This is a genomic window from Nitrospira tepida, assembly GCF_947241125.1.
GTDB lineage: Bacteria > Nitrospirota > Nitrospiria > Nitrospirales > Nitrospiraceae > Nitrospira_G > Nitrospira_G tepida.
Map to the genome: position 1 here is coordinate 4,645,732 of NZ_OX365700.1, position 18,109 is coordinate 4,663,840.

15 protein-coding genes and 1 pseudogene are annotated in these 18,109 nt (G+C 61.2%); 9 read left to right on the forward strand and 7 right to left on the reverse strand.

Annotation, left to right across the window (positions count from 1 at the left end; genetic code table 11):
* Positions 1–30: 30 nt before the first annotated feature.
* Positions 31–450: a hypothetical protein gene (locus tag QWI75_RS22105; protein WP_289271538.1), complete on the forward strand. Its 420-nt coding sequence runs from the start codon at positions 31–33 to the stop codon at positions 448–450.
* Here QWI75_RS22105 and QWI75_RS22110 read toward each other — a convergent pair.
* The 3 genes from QWI75_RS22110 to QWI75_RS22120 form a co-directional block, all read right to left on the reverse strand.
* A complete protein-coding gene (locus QWI75_RS22110; protein ID WP_289271539.1) occupies positions 439–1,998 on the reverse strand; it encodes a DEAD/DEAH box helicase in 1,560 nt (519 codons plus the stop codon). The two genes, QWI75_RS22105 and QWI75_RS22110, sit on opposite strands and share 12 nt — an antisense overlap.
* Before the next feature lie 316 nt (positions 1,999–2,314).
* Complete coding sequence (locus QWI75_RS22115; RefSeq protein WP_289271540.1) at positions 2,315–2,719, reverse strand: acyl-CoA thioesterase; 405 nt, start codon at positions 2,717–2,719, stop codon at positions 2,315–2,317.
* A gap of 3 nt (positions 2,720–2,722) precedes the next feature.
* Entirely contained in the window at positions 2,723–4,135 is a 1,413-nt protein-coding gene (locus tag QWI75_RS22120) for a TIGR02710 family CRISPR-associated CARF protein (RefSeq protein ID WP_289271541.1), read from the reverse strand.
* Positions 4,136–4,209: 74 nt separating this feature from the next.
* Here QWI75_RS22120 and QWI75_RS22125 point away from each other — a divergent pair, with 74 nt between their 5' ends.
* The 4 genes from QWI75_RS22125 to QWI75_RS22140 are packed head-to-tail and all read left to right on the forward strand — an operon-like array spanning position 4,210 to position 7,218.
* Positions 4,210–4,641 (forward strand): NfeD family protein, encoded by a 432-nt coding sequence (locus tag QWI75_RS22125; protein WP_289271542.1) that lies wholly within the window; start codon positions 4,210–4,212, stop codon positions 4,639–4,641.
* Positions 4,642–4,675: 34 nt separating this feature from the next.
* Positions 4,676–5,623, forward strand: coding sequence for an SPFH domain-containing protein (locus tag QWI75_RS22130; protein WP_289271543.1), 948 nt, complete (start codon positions 4,676–4,678; stop codon positions 5,621–5,623).
* Between the two features lie 40 nt (positions 5,624–5,663).
* Positions 5,664–6,245 carry a D-sedoheptulose-7-phosphate isomerase gene (locus QWI75_RS22135; protein ID WP_289271544.1) on the forward strand — a complete coding sequence of 194 codons (582 nt, stop codon included), beginning with the start codon at positions 5,664–5,666 and terminating at the stop codon, positions 6,243–6,245.
* Entirely contained in the window at positions 6,226–7,218 is a 993-nt protein-coding gene (locus tag QWI75_RS22140) for a GSU2086 family protein (RefSeq protein ID WP_289271545.1), read from the forward strand. Before QWI75_RS22135 ends, QWI75_RS22140 begins: the two co-directional genes overlap by 20 nt.
* A gap of 71 nt (positions 7,219–7,289) precedes the next feature.
* Here the strand turns inward: QWI75_RS22140 and QWI75_RS22145 are convergent, their stop codons facing one another.
* Both QWI75_RS22145 and QWI75_RS22150 read right to left on the reverse strand, forming a co-directional pair.
* The gene (locus tag QWI75_RS22145) at positions 7,290–8,969 is read right to left on the reverse strand and encodes a putative Ig domain-containing protein (protein ID WP_289271546.1); all 1,680 of its coding nucleotides are present in this window, start codon (positions 8,967–8,969) and stop codon (positions 7,290–7,292) included.
* A gap of 288 nt (positions 8,970–9,257) precedes the next feature.
* Positions 9,258–10,889 carry a putative Ig domain-containing protein gene (locus QWI75_RS22150; protein ID WP_289271547.1) on the reverse strand — a complete coding sequence of 544 codons (1,632 nt, stop codon included), beginning with the start codon at positions 10,887–10,889 and terminating at the stop codon, positions 9,258–9,260.
* A 263-nt stretch (positions 10,890–11,152) separates the two neighbouring features.
* Between QWI75_RS22150 and QWI75_RS23025 the strand changes: the two genes are divergently transcribed.
* Both QWI75_RS23025 and rfaE2 read left to right on the forward strand, forming a co-directional pair.
* A complete protein-coding gene (locus QWI75_RS23025) occupies positions 11,153–11,980 on the forward strand; it encodes a SprT family zinc-dependent metalloprotease (RefSeq protein ID WP_370693601.1) in 828 nt (275 codons plus the stop codon).
* Positions 11,977–12,462, forward strand: a complete 486-nt coding sequence (gene rfaE2 / locus QWI75_RS22160; protein ID WP_289271549.1) for a D-glycero-beta-D-manno-heptose 1-phosphate adenylyltransferase — start codon at positions 11,977–11,979, stop codon at positions 12,460–12,462. The genes QWI75_RS23025 and rfaE2 overlap by 4 nt, the downstream gene beginning before the upstream one ends.
* Before the next feature lie 24 nt (positions 12,463–12,486).
* Here rfaE2 and QWI75_RS22165 read toward each other — a convergent pair.
* Positions 12,487–13,008, reverse strand: a pseudogene (locus tag QWI75_RS22165) (transposase); the annotation flags it as partial.
* Positions 13,004–13,540, reverse strand: coding sequence for a winged helix-turn-helix domain-containing protein (locus QWI75_RS23030; RefSeq protein ID WP_370693602.1), 537 nt, complete (start codon positions 13,538–13,540; stop codon positions 13,004–13,006). The pseudogene QWI75_RS22165 and the gene QWI75_RS23030, both read right to left, overlap by 5 nt.
* A 33-nt stretch (positions 13,541–13,573) precedes the next feature.
* Here QWI75_RS23030 and mfd point away from each other — a divergent pair, with 33 nt between their 5' ends.
* Both mfd and QWI75_RS22175 read left to right on the forward strand, forming a co-directional pair.
* Positions 13,574–17,041 (forward strand): transcription-repair coupling factor, encoded by a 3,468-nt coding sequence (gene mfd / locus QWI75_RS22170; RefSeq protein WP_289271550.1) that lies wholly within the window; start codon positions 13,574–13,576, stop codon positions 17,039–17,041.
* A 32-nt stretch (positions 17,042–17,073) separates the two neighbouring features.
* Positions 17,074–18,036, forward strand: coding sequence for a peptidylprolyl isomerase (locus tag QWI75_RS22175; protein ID WP_289271551.1), 963 nt, complete (start codon positions 17,074–17,076; stop codon positions 18,034–18,036).
* Positions 18,037–18,109: the final 73 nt, after the last annotated feature.

The following is an 18,109-nucleotide window of genomic DNA, read 5'->3' on the forward strand; positions in this document are numbered from 1 at the left end:
CCGACCATTTAGAGAGTAGAGGAGCCTGTCATGGAGATCGCGATCATCGGAGAAGGCGAGGTGCTGATCCGATTCATCGACCGGAATGGTCAGACCCTGATGCAGGAAAGGCTCATGGTTTCCGGCTCTCCGACTGTGGAGGGGAGGCGGACGATCGACCTTTCGGTGAAGACCATTGACGGTATCGTGCCGCTGGCTCCGGTCCTGATCAGGCAGAGCAACCCGAAGCAGCGCGTGCTGTTCGACGGCGAGCTTCCGTCCCGCTTCACGCAGAGGCGATGCAAGGAGATCGGCTGTCCGGCCAGGATTATGAAGGAGGCGGCGCGGGGACGGGTCGCGCTGCCCGCAGAGGGCGGTTCTTCAGTGCGCCTGAGCGACGATCAGGTACTTTTCCGGTTGATCAAAGAGCGGTCGCGCGGAAAGGCGGATCGGAAGAAATCAGGATCGTAACGCCCCGTCAAAGCCGGAATCCCGCCACCGTTCCAAGAGGGCGATCCGCCGCTCCAGTTGCCTGACGGTCGCCTGATCAACCCGCCCGCCGGTGCGTTTGATGAGTTCCGCATTGAGCCGGCGATGATCGATCCCCGTCTTGCGCGCGACCGTTCCGACCAAATCCCGGTGGAGATCCCGAAGGTGGATCTTCCGGTCATACAGCGAGACGTCCGTTTCCGTGGTTCCCGTGCTTTTCTCTGGCTCCGCCTCGTCCTCGCCGATCAAGGCATCCAGTCGGGCCACCGCGTTCAACGGCACATATTCTTTCAGCGAGGTGGCGACGGTGCCGAACAGGGTCCGTTGCACGGACGGCATGACCTCTTCCAAGACATGGTCCCGCTCGGCCTTGATCCGTTTGGCATAGTGCACGAGCGTCTCGTCCTTCGGCAGGTAGAGCCAGGCCCGCTGCGGGCGCGGAATCCCCTCCTGCATCCTGACAAATCGCCCGACAACTTGGCGGAAATACATCTCCGTCAACACGTTCGTGGCGTAGAGGCCGACGCGAAGCCGTGGAATGTCCACGCCTTCGCTGACCATGTTCACGGCAACGAGCCATTGTTGCTTCGGATGTTGCGCAAAGGTTTCGATCGTCCTGGAGGCGGCCGGATCGTCGGATACGGCCACCAAGGCGCGGCTTCCCGTAACGCGGCCGACTAATTCCGCCACCTGCCTGGCATGGTCCTGATTCATGGCGATAATCAGGCCGCCCGCGTCCGGCTGCTCGTGCTTCCTAAGCCTGGTCAATTCGGCATGGGCGTCGGCGATCACCGGCCCCAACCAGGTCTCCTGCAACAGGGCGGTCTTGAGCCGCTCTCGCCGTCGTTCGGCCGTCAATCCATCCTCAAACGTGGCCCGGTGCTCGCGGCCGTCCGACAGCCAGGTCAGTTCGCCCTCATAGCTCGGAAACAGAATCGGACGGCAGACGCCTTCGCGGATCGCCTCGGCATAGCCGTAGGCGAAGTCGGCCTGGCTCTCTCCCTGCTCGTATCGGACGAAGGGAATCGGATTGTTGTCGGAGCGAAAGGGCGTGCCGGAGAGCGCGAGGCGAAACGCCGCCTCGCTGAACGCCTCCCGCAAGGCCCGGCCCCAATCCTTGCCGTCGCCCGCATGGTGCAGCTCATCGAAGATCAGCAACGTCCGCCGGCTCCGGCAGGCCCGTTGGAACAAGGCCGGCGCGAGACAGACCTGCTGATAGGTCACGACCGCGCCATGGTAGTCGCGCGCCTCGCAGGCCTGGTCGTTCGTGAGCGCCGGGTCCAGTTGAATTCCCACCTGGCCGGCTGCGGCCGCCCATTGCCCGCGCAGGTGATTCGTCGGACAGACGACGAGCACGCGGCCGGCCGCCCGGTCTGCCAGAAATTGATGGGCGATCCGCAGGGCGAACCGCGTTTTTCCCGCCGCGGGCGTCGCGGTCGCGAGAAAGTCCGGGCTGTGATGGGTCAAGACCGCCGCCACCGCGCGGCTCTGCCAATCGCGCAGCTTGGCGTTCCAAGCGGACAGATTCACGACGACCTTTTTTCCGGTTTCAAGACACAGTCGCTCAAGATAAGGAAGGCCGAGCGGAAGTACAAGCACTGATGGCGATGACAGGCCGAATTGTTGTGATCGTGATGCGGAGCGAACGGGCCATGGAAGGGACCATTGACGAAATGCCCGCACGGCTCGGCTGAGAGCTGACGGATGCCGAAGGGGAACTTACGGCTTCTTGCCCTTCTTGTCTTTCGGCCCCTCGGAAAACAACAACCAGGCCAGCACGACGAATCCAACCGCGACACCGGCGATGGCCAACCATGTTCCCAGTTTTTCCATTGGTGCGTCGTTCCTATCGGTCCTGAAGTCGGTCGACCAGCACCTGGTCCATCCGTTTGACCTTACCCGCAAGATCGGTCGCCGCGAGCTTGGCTGCTCCTTCGACCACGACCCGCTGGCTCGTCCGTTCGCGGACGACATGGGCAAAGGTCAGTGAGGCCCTCGTCACTTCGGCCAGGCGCGTGTCAATCGTCAAGGTCTCCCCATACCGGGCCGGCGCCCGGCAATCCAGCTCGGCATGGACCACCACGAACTGCGTGCCCTGTTGCAATTGCTCGGTGACGGATATCCCTCTCGATTCGAGATAGTGTGTCCGCGCCCGCTCGAAGTACTTGAGGTAGTTCGCATAATACACCACCCCGCCGCAATCGGTATCCTCATAATAGATGCGAATATCGATCGTGTGGGTGCGTGTCACGCGTCACACGTTCAGCACGGGAAATTTCGGCAGCGAGGTCTCCGGGACGCCGACCAGTTTCATGACGATCTCATAGAGCTGGTGGAATCGCTCCGGCTTCACCGGCTCGAACCCATGGCCGAGCACTCCCTGGTTCGCCGCATCCAGCAACGGCTTCATCTTGGGCCACTGCGCAAGAAACGCCTGCCCCATCTGATCGCCCAACCCGGCGAGCACGCGGAATTGCGCCTGGGGCGGCAGCTTGTACTTGCCGTCCAGGTCATCGAGATAACAGGCGCGGCAGGTTTCGCGGAGCGCGTCCGGCAATTGCTCGGGTTGCACGTCCCAGGTTTTGATCCTGTGCTGCTTGAACAGTTGCCGCTGCGCGAAAGCTTCCAGCGAGCGAACCAGCGCGACCACGGCTCCCTCGCTGTCCCCGTGCTGATCGGCCCGGCGCCGCGCCTGTGCCAGCAGGTCCAAGGCGACCTGCTCCTTCACCTCTTGCGGATCGAGCACCAGCCGTTCGAGAAAGCCCGCATTGGCTTTGACGGCCGGAATCAGCTCCTTGAGCCCGGGAGGACCGCCCCAGACCGAGGCCATCTCCAGCGCCTTGTGCGAGGTTTTCAACTTGTCCCAAGCCTGACGGTACTGAAACCGATGCCACAACCCATAGCCTTCCGCCAAATCGGCGAACGCGCGATAGAGCGGCTTCTGCCCGCCGCTCACCCGCAGTTCGAGTTGCTTGAACAGATAGGCCGCCGCTTCGTACGAGCCTCGGTTGAACAGCCCACTCGCCTCCTTGCGGACCCCAGCCGCTCCCTCGTCCCACGGATTTCCCTGTATCCACTTCCATCGCTCCTCCGGTGTGCCACTCGGTGAGCCGTCGGGAAGTTCGGCCGATGACGGTGGTTCCAACAGTTGGACAATGCGCGACGCTTTATCGAGCCCGGCCAGGACCAGCGCCCCGACCATGGGCGGCGTGGCATCAGCCCAGGCGATGACCAATTCCCCTCTCTGGACCTCCCAGGTCTGAAGCAGCGCCGGAAGGGCATGGACGAGCACGTGATAGGAGGCGAGAAACTCCTGCGAATCGGGCGTCACGATGATGTCCCAGCGGCGGGGCATTTGCGCCAGCTTTGGCTGAACCTGCTGTTGGACCAGGGGCTTGGCGGAGGCAGGGGCAAAAAAGCAGAGGACGTCAGGTTTCAAACGGTTAATCAGATGCGCGGCAGCTTCGACATCGCTGCCGAAACCGCACAGGAGCGCTTTGACGGGAGACTCCGCGGCCATGGAGGGCGGACTATAGCACCGGCCCTTCCATCGATCAACGACTGCCCGGCCCTGCCGGTGCTGCCTGTGGTCGCGGCCGGCGCTGAAAACTTCCTGCGCCTTGACCGTTTCGCCGGACGTGACTAGACTGACCGTTGTTGAACGCACCGCACCCGTCCACAGGTCGCCGATTCCGGCACCCCTTCGTTTCTCCCGGCCCATCATGATTCCTTGAGACGACAATGTTGTGGTGGCACTGGATGTTCGTGGGACTCGCGCTCCTGGGAGCCGAGCTGGTCACACCGGGCGGGTTCTATATCCTGTTCTTTGGTCTTTCCGCGCTTGTGGTGGGATCGGTGCTCGGTCTGGGGCTGGCTCTCCCCGACTGGGCGCAGTGGCTGCTCTTTTCGGTCCTGGCGGTGCTCTCGCTGGTCCTGTTCCGAGGCCGGCTGCTTGGAATGATGAAACGCGCGGCCCCGTCCAGCGAAGTGGATACCCTCATCGGAGAACAGGCGATCGCTCTGGAAGCGATCGAGACCGGGGGAGTCGGGAAGGTGGAGCTTCGCGGCTCTGCATGGTCCGCGAAAAACGGCGGCTCGATGGAGATCACCAAGGGCCAGCGTTGTCGGGTTGAACGGGTGGACGGCCTGACCCTCTGGGTCACGGCCGGCTGAACGGAGAGGCTTCGTTATCATGGAGGACTCGGCCATGTCCGGTGGATTGTTCGTCATGTTCATCCTGGCGATTCTCGTGGTCGTCACTATCGCCAAGACCGCCCGTGTCGTGCCGCAACAGAGCGCGTTCGTGGTCGAGCGATTGGGCAAGTACCATAAGACCCTAAACGCAGGCTTTCACATTCTGGTGCCGTTCATCGACACGGTGCGCTACAAACATTCCCTGAAGGAAACCGCCATCGACATTCCCGAGCAGGTCTGCATCACCCGGGACAACGTGCAGGTCGGCGTCGATGGGGTGTTGTATCTCAAGGTCTTGAACGCTGAACGGGCGTCCTACGGCATTTCCGATTATCAGTTCGCGCTGACGCAGCTCGCGCAAACCACCCTGCGCAGCGAAATCGGGAAAATCGATCTGGACCGCACCTTCGAGGAACGGACCAACATCAACGTGCAGGTGGTGAATGAACTCGACAAGGCTTCCGAGCCCTGGGGCGTGAAGGTGCTGCGGTATGAGATTAAGAACATCACCCCGCCCAAAGATGTCCTCAACGCCATGGAGAAGCAAATGCGGGCCGAGCGGGAAAAGCGGGCCGTGGTCCTCACTTCCGAAGGCCAGCGGGATGCGGCGATCAATGAAGCCGAGGGCGAGAAGCAACAGGTCATCAAGGCCTCCGAGGCGAAGCGGCAACAGCAGATCAACGAGGCGGAGGGCGCGGCCCAGGCGATCTTGGCGATTGCCACGGCGACGGCGGAAGGGATTCGGAAGGTGGCTGAGTCCACCCAGGTCCCCGGCGGATTCGAAGCGCTTCAGCTTCGCGTCGCCGAACAATACATTGCCAGATTCGGCGAATTGGCCAAGTCGAGCAATACATTGGTGCTGCCGGCCACGGTCTCCGATGTCGGTTCCATGATCGCGTTGGCGATGAACGTGATCGCCAAGCAACCCGCATCGCCTGCTCCGCCCACGACGAAGCCTTGAATTTGACAGGGTGGAACGCCTTTCCTAGAATGGCGCCCGGATGAAGACTCGCATCATCGAACGGTTCGACGACAGCGCCGAGGTCAAGCGCCGTTTCGTGCGCGAACACGCCGATCGCATCGCGGAACTCGCCGGGGTCATGGCGCGAGCTTTCCGAGAAGGCAATAAAGTCTTGCTCTTCGGCAACGGCGGCAGCGCCACGGACGCCTCGCATCTCGCGGCGGAATTCGTGGGACGGTACCACAAGGATCGCCGCCCGCTGCCCGCGCTCGCCCTGGGAGCGGACATGGCGGCGCTGACCTGTATCGCCAATGACTACACCTACGACGATATATTTGCCCGGCAAGTCCGCGCTCACGGCCACAAGGGCGACATCGCCATCGCCATCAGCACCAGCGGCAACTCCCCGAATGTCCTGAAGGGCGCGGAGGCAGCCCGCGAATGCGGCCTCGTCACCGTCGGCTGGACCGGCCATCAAGGCGGCAAGTTGGCCTCGCTCGTGGAGTACCGCTTCGTCGTGCCTTCCACTGTGACCGCCCGCATCCAGGAGTGCCATATCACGCTCGGGCATGTCCTCTGCGAGTTGATCGAGGAAGACCTCTTTGCCACGACGCCCCGGTAAGCTTCCCGCATCCGTCCGCCCGCGCCCGCCCGTCACGCCGATCGATGTGAGCCGGCTCACGACTTATCCGCTTCAGCGGCGACACAGCAAGGTGCGCATCGCCGACTTTGCCAAGCCGTGGAAAACTGGAGGCCGATTCTATCAATTCTTGGAGTGGCTGCCAGACATCCTTGCTGTCAAGACGCTCCGGTCCGTCGCACAGGCGATCGTCCGGGCTCATCGCCGGCGACGGCCGGTGATTCTCGGAATGGGCGCCCACCCGATCAAGGTGGGGTTGAGCCCGTTGGTCATCGATCTCATGAATCGCGGCATCATCACAGCCATGGCTCTCAACGGCGCCGGAATCATCCATGATTTTGAGATCGCGTTATTGGGTCAGACCTCCGAGGATGTGGAAGCGGAGATCGATTCTGGCCGCTTCGGCATGGCCGAGGAAACGGGACGTCTGCTCAATGAGGCGATTGCGCTGGGAGCCGGTAACGGCCTTGGGTTGGGCGAGGCCGTGGGGGCTTACATCGATTCAAGAAAGCGTGTGTTCCCCCACCGCTCGCTGAGCGTGCTGGCGACCGCGACCCGCCTCGGTATCCCCGTCACGGTTCACGTGGCGATCGGAACCGACATCATCCACATGCACCCCTCTGCGGACGGCGCAGCGATCGGCGCCTGCTCGCTGGTGGATTTCAGAAAGCTGGCGGCGGTCGTGGCGGGAATGGAAGGCGGAGTCTATCTGAATCTCGGCTCGGCGGTGATCTTGCCGGAGGTCTTTCTCAAGGCGGTCACGCTAGGCCGGAATCTCGGCCACTCCCTCACGAACATCACGACCGTCAACATGGATTTCATCCCGCACTACCGCCCACTGACCAACGTCGTAAAACGGCCGACTCAAAAAGGCGGGACGGGCTACTCGCTCATCGGCCACCATGAGATCATGTTCCCGCTCCTCATGGCTTCGGTCCTCGAACAGCTCCGGTAGGCCCTCGCGCGGGAAGTCCGCCGAGGCGACTGTCCCAGATGCCTCGGCGGGCTCGCTCCCGTCCAGAATCGCTATGGACGCTGGGTCACGAAGACATCGGCGACGCCGTTGAGGTCGTTCGCGACGAGGTTCGTGGCACGTGAGGTGTACGACACGAACCGGGCGTCGGCGCTGATCGCGGCAAAGAAACTCGCTCCGCCGACAGCTTCCGTTCCGTCTCCATCCACCGAGACGCGACGGACCGGGTTGACCGCGCCCGGTTGGGTATCCACCACAAAAATATCGGTCTGGCCGTTGGTATCTTGTCCGGCGCCGATCAGATTGCTTGCATCGGATTCATAGACCACGAATCTTCCATCGCGGCTCAACATCGGGACGCGACTTTCGCCGTTGCCTTCGACACCATTTTGATCCACAGAGACTCGCCGTACCGTGGGAGACGGGGACTGCCAGTCCACCACAAAGACATCCGCAACGCCATTGGCATCATTGGCCACGAGATTGCTTGCCAGGGACCAAAAGGCGACGATCCGCCCGTCGCGGCTGATGGAAGGGGTAAAGCTGTGATCATTGCCCTGTACCCCGCCCGCTCCGACTGACACGCGCGTCGTCTGTCCGGTGACTCGGTCATGCACGAAAATGTCTGAGAACCCGTTGGTATCCTGTCCAGATCCGATCAGCGTGGTGGCCTTCGACTCGAAGACGACGTAGCGGCCGTCCGCGCTGATGCCCGGGTTGCCGCTGAACCCATCGGATTCGACACCGGCCGGCCCCACCGAAACCCGTTCCGTCACTTTGGTCGTTCGATCGTGGACGAAGATATCTGCTTGGCCGTTGGTATCCCCCGAGATCAAATTTGAAAAGGTTGAGCCGAACACCACAAGATTACCGTCGTAGCTTAGATGCGGATCGTAGCTCGTGCAGTCCAAGCCGCCGGCCGGTGGAACGTCACACATCCCCTCCCCTCCATTGAGCGTGACCACCGAAACTCTCGTGGTCTCCTTGGTATTGCGGTCCCACACGAACACATCACCCGCCCCATTTTGATCGCCGTTGACAAGATTCGTCGCAAAGGAATGGTAGGCGATGATATGGCCGTCTTCGCTGATCGCGCCGAGGGGACTGTCTCCGTCCGCTGGAATTCCCGCTACTCCGGAAGACGCGAGGCTGACCTCTCCCGTTGCTCGATCATGAACAAATATGTCTCGCTTCCCGTTTATATCGCCGGACACCAGGTTTCCCGCGGACGAATTGAACACGACAAACCGCCCGTCGCCGCTGAGTTCCGCCTCTCCCCCATAGGCCGGAGGTGCGCCGCTTTCCGCATTGCCTTGTTGTCCAGCACTATCAACAGAGATCAAACTTGTTCGAGATCGAACCGTGAAGGTGAAGCTCTTTACGTCGCTGCCGCCCGGCCCGACGGCTGTAATTGTCACGGGAAACTGTCCCGGTAGGGTCGGCGTCCCGGAGATCGTGCCTGCACCCGACAGAGAAACCCCAGCCGGTAACGATCCGCCCGATAGGGACCAGGTAATGTCAGGGCTTCCGGTCGCCTCTAAGGCCGAATCATAAGGCAACATGACATCTGCGAGCGGCAGTCTCGTCGTGGTGATGGCCGGCGGAACCACAACCGTCTTTCCTTCCCCGCCACCTCCTCCGGCGCCTCCGCCACTACAGCCGGCGAGGACGCCGGCAACTGCTAGAAACAGAAACCCGTGGATCATTCCCGAACGCCGGCCGCCCTGTTCCATATGTTCCCTCCGTACAGCAGGTAGGACGTGTAGATTGCCGTGGCTCTCGCGATGCATGAGCCTACAATCCTATGAGACCGGTCAATCGTCTATACCATGGAGGTGTCAGAACTCCCTTCCGGCGAGGAGGGAAGAAGGAAACAGGAACTGGCCAGCTTGTCGCGACCACAAGAATCGCTCAGGATTTAGACCTCTCGATGGGGCGAAGTCGGGTTGGAAAGAAGAAGCCCTCTCCGACCCTGATTGAGTTAGGGACGAGAGAGGGCTCTGAGTTGGGTAGGGTAGATTTTACGGTCGCTGGCTTACGAACGCGTCAAACGCGTTCCCGTTGCTATCAGGCGTCACCAAATCTGACGCGGCAGAGTAGTAGGCGATGAAGCGCCCGTCTCCACTGATTGCCGGGAATCGACTTTCGCCATTTCCCATTTGCCCGGCGCTGTTCACTGAAGCAGGTTTTATCGACGTCCCGATCTGAAGCACATAGATCTGCTGCTGGCCATTCGTACTGATCGGAGGAACGATTGGAAGATCGGTCGCCAGAGAATGAAGAGCTAGGAAATTCCCATCCCGACTGAGCGATGGGGAATCGCTTTCAGCATTGCCTCCGATACGACGGAAGTTCGTGGGAGCAGACGTCCCGTTCCAGTCCACAATAAACACGTCTCGTATTCCCGAATCGCCAGTCCCGAGATTCGTCGCAACAGACGAGAATGCAATCCGTGATCCGTTGTTTGAGATCGTGGGATTCTGGCTGGCCCCATCCGCCGCCACGGCGGGATCGGGGGTCACAGAAATTTTGGTAATCTGTTTTGAGGCAACGTTATAGGCGAATACGTCATCGATGAGAGTGGTGAGATCGGGATCGTTTGCAACAAGGTTATTGGCGACTGAGGAAAACACGACAAACCGGCCGTCAGCGCTGATTTGAGGGCTGCCGCTTCCCCCGTTCGCCGCCATCCCGCCAACTCCCTTCGTGGCTAACTCTAGGGTGTTGGCACTTTTGTTCAGGACATAGATATCTGGTGTCGATGTGTTCAAATCTTCTGGCAACAGAGTCGCAAAGGTTCCAAAAGCGATAAGGTTGCCATCTGCGCTCATCGAGGGATCAAAGCTATTACAATTCTCCCCAACGCCTAAAGGGCATCCTCCCTCAGTACCTTGTGGGGTCTGGGAAATGCGAACAGTCGTCCCGGTCTGCCGATCATGCAAAAATATATCCCTGGCTTGATTGGAATCTCCATCGATTAGGTTGCTGGCGAAGGAATCAAAGGCCACGAAACGACCGTCATCGCTCACCACAGCGACGTGGCTGTCATTATTCCCTTGCGTGCCATCCGATTTCTTCGAGATCAACTGAGTTTCACCGATTTCGCGGTCTCTCAGGTAAACATGTCGCCTTCCGTTCGTCCCACCGAGGTTGGTAGCGGCCGAATCAAATACGACAAAACGTCCTGTATTGCTGATACCGGGATCCAAACTCCTTTGAAAAGGAGCCACGAAACCGTTTCCGCTGTCGCCACCAGTTGCTTGCACCTCATCGCTGTTGACCGAAGCAAGATGGGTCTTGTCCAGTACCGTCATGGACAAGTTTTCGGTGTCGGTTCCGCCAGGTCCTTTGACTTCTATGGCCAGGTTGAACTGCCCTGGCTGGGTCGCAGGTCCCGTTAGCTTACCCGTTGCCGGATCGACCGTAATTCCCTGAGGCAATCCCGTAACCGTCCAGGTGAAAGGGCCAGACCCGGTCGCGGTCAAATCGGCGCTGTACGGTTGATTCACGTCTGCGAGCGGCAACGGATTCGAGTTGATGTTGGGAGGGGCAAGAGGACTATCTCCTCCGCCGCCGCACGCGGTCAAGAATCCGAGGACACTCATCACAACCATCGCGTGCGCGATTCGTTGCAGGGTTCGTTGACTACTCATCTGTTTCTCTCCTCCTCTAGCGAAACCGTGGTGCTGGCGTCGACACTTCTCTCGAACGAAATAGAAATGCGGTCGTCGAGGCCGGAACGTGGATCCTATTGCCCTCGGTAGGCGCTTACTGTACTGATGTCCGAAGAGACCTATCAACCCCCTGGAGATGCTATTTTCCCCTCGAAAGGGTCAAAAAAATGATGATTGCGAGACTCGCATGGGTGTAGATTCGCAGGGGCGACCATACACTCCTACCTTCGGGGATTGCGTAAATGTCGATCCTACATCATCTAGAGACGCCACGGGGCCTTCTTAGATCCACTGACGTCCTTGCCTCCTGGGAGCGCTTCAATCGGCAATATTTTGCCGGGCGGCTGCCACCGATCCCCATCCAGTGGAGCGGACGGCTGACTTCCTCCTTAGGGCTCTTCATGAGTCGTGTAGGACCCCGAACCAACGTGTCCGAATCCCCACTGCCCAATAGAGACCGCCGCTGCATCCGATTATCCCTCCCTTTAATCGGACAGATGCCGGCGGATCCCTTGATCCGCGGACAGCTCATCCTAAATACCTTGGCCCACGAGATGATCCATCAATGGCAATACGACATCCTCAAGCGCCGCCCCGACCATGGGCCTGATTTTCGAAAGAAAATGCGGGAGATCAACCGGCAGGGGTCCCTCAGCATCACGATTTACCATTTCCTCTCCAACGAAGTGCGCGCGCTGGCGCGACATGCCTGGCGGTGTCAATGGTGTGGAGAAGTCTATCGTCGCCTGAGACGAACCATTCGCCCCCGCCTCCACATCTGCGCCATCTGTCATGGTCCATTGAAAGAAGCACCGGAACAGCTCGACCGGCATGCAAGCTCGGCCGAGTCCCAGACAGGGAATCATCGCGATCTTCCGCTGCAGCAGGACCCTGGCGTCGGCAATCGAGAGAGCCCTGCTGGCCAACTGTGGCTTCCCTTCGAAATCCCTGCCGACCCCACATCGACTCCCCATATCGCGTCAATGCGGGACCCGAGATCCCCCATCCATCCCTCCGGACAGGCAGCCACTAGGATTCCAGGCCGGCTCTCGGTAAGATGCGATCCATGAATGGGAAAATCCTCTCACAAGCGGCGCTGGCGCTGGAACTCGACCTCAAGCGGCAGGCCGGCGCGCGCATTGTGTTTACGAATGGATGCTTCGATCTTCTCCATGTAGGCCACACGCGGTATCTCCAGGCTGCCCGCAAGTTGGGGGATGTGCTGGTTGTCGGGGTGAACACGGACCGCTCCGTCCGAGGCCTCAAGAAGAGCGCAGAGCGTCCGATTGTGCCAGACTCCCAGCGGGCGGAGGTGCTCGCCGCCCTGGCCTGCGTCGATTATGTCGTGTTGTTTGACGAGCCGGATCCCTACGTGTTGATTCGGGCGGTGCAGCCCGACGTGCTGGTGAAGGGAGGCGACTGGAGGCCGGACCAGATCGTCGGGCGGGATATAGTGGAAGGCCGCGGCGGGCGCGTCCTCGCCATTCCTCTTATCCCGGGGGTTTCGACGACCGCCCTCGTTCAGAAGATTCTCTCACATCCATCTTATTGACATTTGCATAAATAATGGAAAGCATTACCGTGCCCAGGGAAGATCCGATGCGTAGATGCAGGACCACAGGAGGCCTTGCGAGTGACGCAGGCGCCGCACGGTGGATCGGAGCCTCCCGTTGAGCTGAACCACGTCCATGGGCGTACTGTTGGCCAAGGTGCGATCGGCCTGGGCCCAGACGTATTCCGCCGGATTGAGCTCTGGCGCGTAGGCCGGGAACTCTTCCACGTGGAGTCTTGGATGGGCGGTGATCCACTGGTTGACTTCTTTACGGCGATGGATCGTGCCCCGATCCCAGAGCAGGACGACGGGTCCCCGCAGATGCCGGAGCAGGTGTTGCAGGAACGCTCGGACATCCAAGCCGGTGAGATTGCGACGACGCAGCCTAAGGTAGAGCGCCACCCGTCTCCGCTTGGGCGACACGGCCAGGGCACTGATCGCCGACACCCGATCTTGCTTAGAGCAGTAGCGCACGATCGGCGTGCGGCCTTTCGGGGCCCAGGTGCGCGCCACGTTGGGGATGAGCAGGAAGCCCGATTCATCAAGGAAGACGAGGTGGGCACCACGTCGCGCGGCGTTTTTTTATATGGGGCCAGCGCGCTCTTTTCCACCGGGCGATGGCCGCGTCGTCCCGTTGCAGGGCTCGGCGTTCGGGTTTCTGACAACTCCATCCCAAACTGGTCAGGAGCTTCCAGACATGACAGGGATGGTAGCGCACCCCGAACTGCTTGCGGATCATCTGGGCGACACGCCGTAGGGTCCAGAGATCGGTTCGATAGCCAGCGGCCAGGGGCCCTCTCAGGAGCAGAGCCGCCAGACGCTTCTTCTGTGCGGGAGAGAGACCCGGCGGACGACCGGGCGTGGGGCGCGACTGCAGCCCCCGCCGCCCGTGTTTGCGGTACGCTTCGGCCCAACGGAACACGGAACTCACGGAGGCCCCCACAGCCCGTGCGATCGCCGACAGAGTGGTACCCGCCTGAGCAACCGGATCGCCTGTCGGCGTCGCCGTTCCAGTTGCTGGGCGCTTCCTGGAGGCCTCATGCCTCCGAGTATAGGACAAGAGCTTCTGCCTTTCCATTATTTATGCAAATCTCAATAATTCCCTGCTCCCGTGTCTGAATCATTCCGCACCCGGTACTGGAACGACCTGCTCCGGCCCATCCGAGAGGCGCTGGCCGACGGAACAGGGACTCCCTGCCTCACCGGCCTGATCGGGTCCGGCTCGGCCTTTCTCCTCACGCTGCTCGCCAGCTCCGAGAACCGAAAGACAACCCCGTCTCGTTCCTGGCTTCTGGTCACTGCCAGCCAGGAAGCGGCGGAACAGTTGTTCGACGATCTGTTATTCTTTCATACCCTTCTCGATCTGCCTTCCGAGCGGCTGACGTTGTTCCCCGCTTGGGAACTGCTGCCCTACCAATCCACGACCCCGCACGTGCAGGTCATCGCGAAGCGGATGCGTGCGCTGCTTCGGCTGTCGCACGGCGACCCTACGGTGCTGGTCACATGCAGCCAGGCGATCCTTCAGCGTCTGCTGCCGGGCGAGATCTTCCGCACCAGCATCGTATCGCTGAAACTCAACCAGACGATCGGGCGTGAGGACCTCGTCGCCCGCCTCCTTCGACTGGGTTATCGCCAAGCGTCGGTCGTGGAGATTCCCGGAGAGTTCAGTATTCGCGGCGGCATTGTCGATATCTATTCCACCGCCTACGACGATCCGCTGCGGATCGAGTTCCTGGGAGACACGGTCGAGTCCATTCGCTGCTTCGACATCGAATCGCAAACCTCCGCCGCCAAACGCCATGAGGCCTGGATTCTTCCCTCGCGCGAAGCCATCCCGCCGGCGGACGGCTCCGATTTCCTGCGCCCGCTGGACCTGGATGCCGAATGGCGGGCGCCTTCGTGGTATCCCCGGATGGACACGCTCCTCGACTACTTCGACAGACCTCCCGTCCTCGTCCAGGATCAGCCGGCGTCCCTCACGAGCGCTGCGGGAGCCTTTTGGAAGACGATCGAAGACGAGTATCTTCGCCACAGCGAGTCGGGACAACAGGAGCCATATCCCACCCCTGATCGCCAGTATTGCCTCTGGGAACAGCTGCTGGATCAAGCGCACGGCTGGCCAAGACTCATGCTTGAGTCCGTCGTCGCCTCCGGGCCGGCATGCGATCCGGTCGTGGAGTTTCCCGCGCAGAGCCCCGCCAGTACCGGGCTGGGGCTCCGGGGCACGCCCTTCACCGACACGCTGACTCTCCTCGACCGCCTGCGGAGCGCCGGGATCGTCATCCTCGTGGCTCGCTCCCGCGGCCAAGTCGACCGCCTGCTCGCCCTCTTTGCCGAGCACGATCTTCCGGCGGCCCCCTGGACGCCGGCCGCTTGGACCCTCGACACGGGGCAGAAGCTCCCCTTTTACGTCGTGTCCGGGGACGTGTCGGCGGGATTTATCGGACGGGACGAGGGGCTGTCGCTTGTCACCGAAGAGGAAGTCTTCGCCAAGGGCGCCCGCCACAAGCCGCCGCCCAAGAGCAAGACCGCCGCATTCCTGTCCTCGTTGGAGGAACTGCACGAAGGCGACCATGTCGTCCATGTCCAATATGGGATCGGGCGCTACCGCGGCCTGAAACGTTTGTCCGTCCAGGATTTCGAGAGCGATTATCTGGTCTTGGAATACGCCCGCAAAGACACCCTCTACGTCCCGCTCGACCGGCTCAACCAGGTCCAACGCTATATCGCCTCCGAAGGCAGCCTCCCGCGGCTCGACCGTCTGGGAGGGACGGCCTGGGAGAAGACCAAGGCGCGCGTCAAGAAAGACATCGAGGAGATGGCGCACGAGTTGGTGGAGCTCTATGCCAGCCGAGAGGTGGTGCAGCGCGGGGCCTACGACGGGGAGACCACGCTGCTGCACGAGTTCGAGGCGGCATTCGAATATGAAGAGACGCCCGATCAATTGCGGGCGATCGAGGACATCAAGCGGGACCTTGTGTCCACGAAACCGATGGATCGGCTGGTCTGCGGCGACGTGGGATACGGCAAGACCGAGGTCGCAATGCGGGCGGCGTTCATGGCTGTGGAACACAACCGACAGGTCGCCGTGCTCGTACCGACCACGCTGCTGGCCCATCAACATTACGACAACTTCGTGCAGCGATTCGCCCCGTTTCCGGCCCGCGTTGGCCTGCTGTCGCGCTTCCAAAGTTCCAAAGAGACGAAATCGATTCTCCGAGACCTCGCGGCCGGCGTCATAGACGTCATCATCGGCACCCATCGCCTGCTCCAGAAAGACGTGACATTCCGCAACCTGGGGCTGGTCATCATCGACGAAGAACAATGGTTCGGTGTCCGCCACAAGGAACGAATGAAGCAGCTTCGCACGCAGGTCGACGTCCTCACCCTGACGGCAACGCCGATCCCGCGCACGCTGCAGATGGGCATGTCAGGGGTCCGTGACCTCTCGGTCATCGAAACCCCGCCGGCCGGGCGGCTGGCCATCCGCACGGAGGTCGTGCGGTTCAACGAGACCGCCGTGCGCGACGCCATCGTTCGCGAACTCGGCCGTGGAGGCCAGGTCTACTTCGTTCACAACCGCGTCGAAACCTTGCAGCGGACCGGCAACTGGCTCCAGCAGCTCGTTCCCCAGGCCCGCGTGGTCATGGCGCACGGGCAGATGGACGGCCGGCTGCTCGAATCCGTCATGCTGAAGTTTCTGCGTCGGGAGGCAGACGTGCTGCTGGCCACGGCCATCATTCAATCGGGCCTGGATATTCCGAACGCCAATACGATCATCGTGAACCGGGCCGATGCGTTCGGCTTGGCGCAGCTCTATCAACTGCGCGGGCGCGTGGGACGAGGAGGCCAGCAGGCCTATGCCTATTTCCTCGTCCCCGACGAAGGCACCTTGACGTCGGATGCGCAAAAACGGCTGATCGCCATCCAGCAATTCACTGAACTGGGATCCGGCTTCCGGATTGCCGCAGCGGACCTGGAAATCCGCGGCGCCGGCAACCTCCTGGGACGCCAACAGTCCGGCCATATCGCAGCCATCGGCCTCGATCTGTATCTGCGCATGGTGGAACAGGCGGTCCACCAATTAAAGGGCGACCTGGTCGAGGAGGAACCGGATCCGACCCTGCACCTCAACGTCTCGGCCTACATCCCCGAGGAGTACGTCGCCGATGCCCACCAGCGGTTGGCGTTGTACAAGCGTCTCGCCTCCTGTTCCACGGTCGGAGAATTGGCCTTGATCCACAGCGAAGTACAGGATCGCTACGGCGCGCTGCCGGACTCCGTCGAACGCCTGTTCGAGGTCATGCAGGTTCGCACCTTGGCCAAGGTGCTCCGGCTCGCCTCGCTTGAGGTGAAGCACCAGGCGGTTGTCCTGTCGTTCCTGCCCAAAGCCTCGCCTCCGGAACGCGGCGTCCAGGCCTTGATGGACCGGTACCACCGGCGGCTTCGGTTCCTGTCTCCCACTTCGGTGGAGATTCAGATCCCGACCGACGAGTGGGCGTCCCTGTTTCCGGAATTGAGCCTCTCCTTGCAAACCCTCCAGGGCTGTGATACCAGTGAACCGGTACCTCGTCGGTGAACACCTCTCCCGCTTGGACGGCTGAATCTTCCATGAACAGAGCATTGTCGGCGAACTCGACGACATCGGCGAAGGCGGATTGGCGCGCAGAACCCGCCCTGCGACGGCCGCTTGTGCGGCGCCCCTTCGTGCTCGGCTGTCTGCTGAGCCTGATCGGCCTTGGTGTCGTCGGGTGCCAGCCCGCTTCCAGCGACCCGCCGATTGTCGCCATTGTCAACGGCCGCATGATCACGCAGGAAGAGTTCGACTACCGTTGGAAGGAGTTGGCGGAGGCGACGCGCGCACGTTACGAACGGGCGGGCGGCAAGCGCCAGTTTCTGGAGGAATTGATCACCCACGAACTCTTCATGCAGGAAGCCAAGAAACTGGGACTCGATCAAAGCCAATCGATCCGCGACCGGACACACCAGTATCGGGAGAAGCTCATCCTCGACGAGTTGGTCAGGCAGCGGGTCAAGACCTCGGTGGAGGTGTCCAAACCCGAGGTGGACGCCTACCTGGCCAAGCACGCGCACGAACTTCTGTTGCCGGCCAAAGTACGGGCGGCGATCATTGTGTCGCCGAACATCTTCGCGTCAAAGGACATCCGGCGGATGTTGGCAGACGGGGTGGATTTCGGAAAACTGGCCGTCCGCTTTTCGGTGGACCAGGCCACACGCGCCAAAGGCGGCGACTTGGGCCCCCTTCGCAAGGGCACGGCCCGTCCGGAACTGGAATCTGTCATCCTCTCGCTCAGGCCTGGGATGATCAGCGACCCCGTGAAAATCGACGACCTCTACTATATTGTGAAGGTCGAGGGACTCGATCAGGAGACGATCCAGGCCGATCTGGCCATTCGCGAGCGGCTTCGGCAAGAACTCTTGAATGAAAAACGCCGGCAGCGTCTCGACGATCTGGTCGCGGAATTGAAGAAGACCGCCACGATCCGGTATTCGACCGCCGCCCATCATTTAACCGAGCCGCAGCACGAATCCACCGCGGCCGTCAGCCCCTGAGTATCCACCGACTTTTAGCCTTCCCCCGGGCTTTCCCTGTTTTCTCCACCGTGTCAATTCCGGTATCATCTTC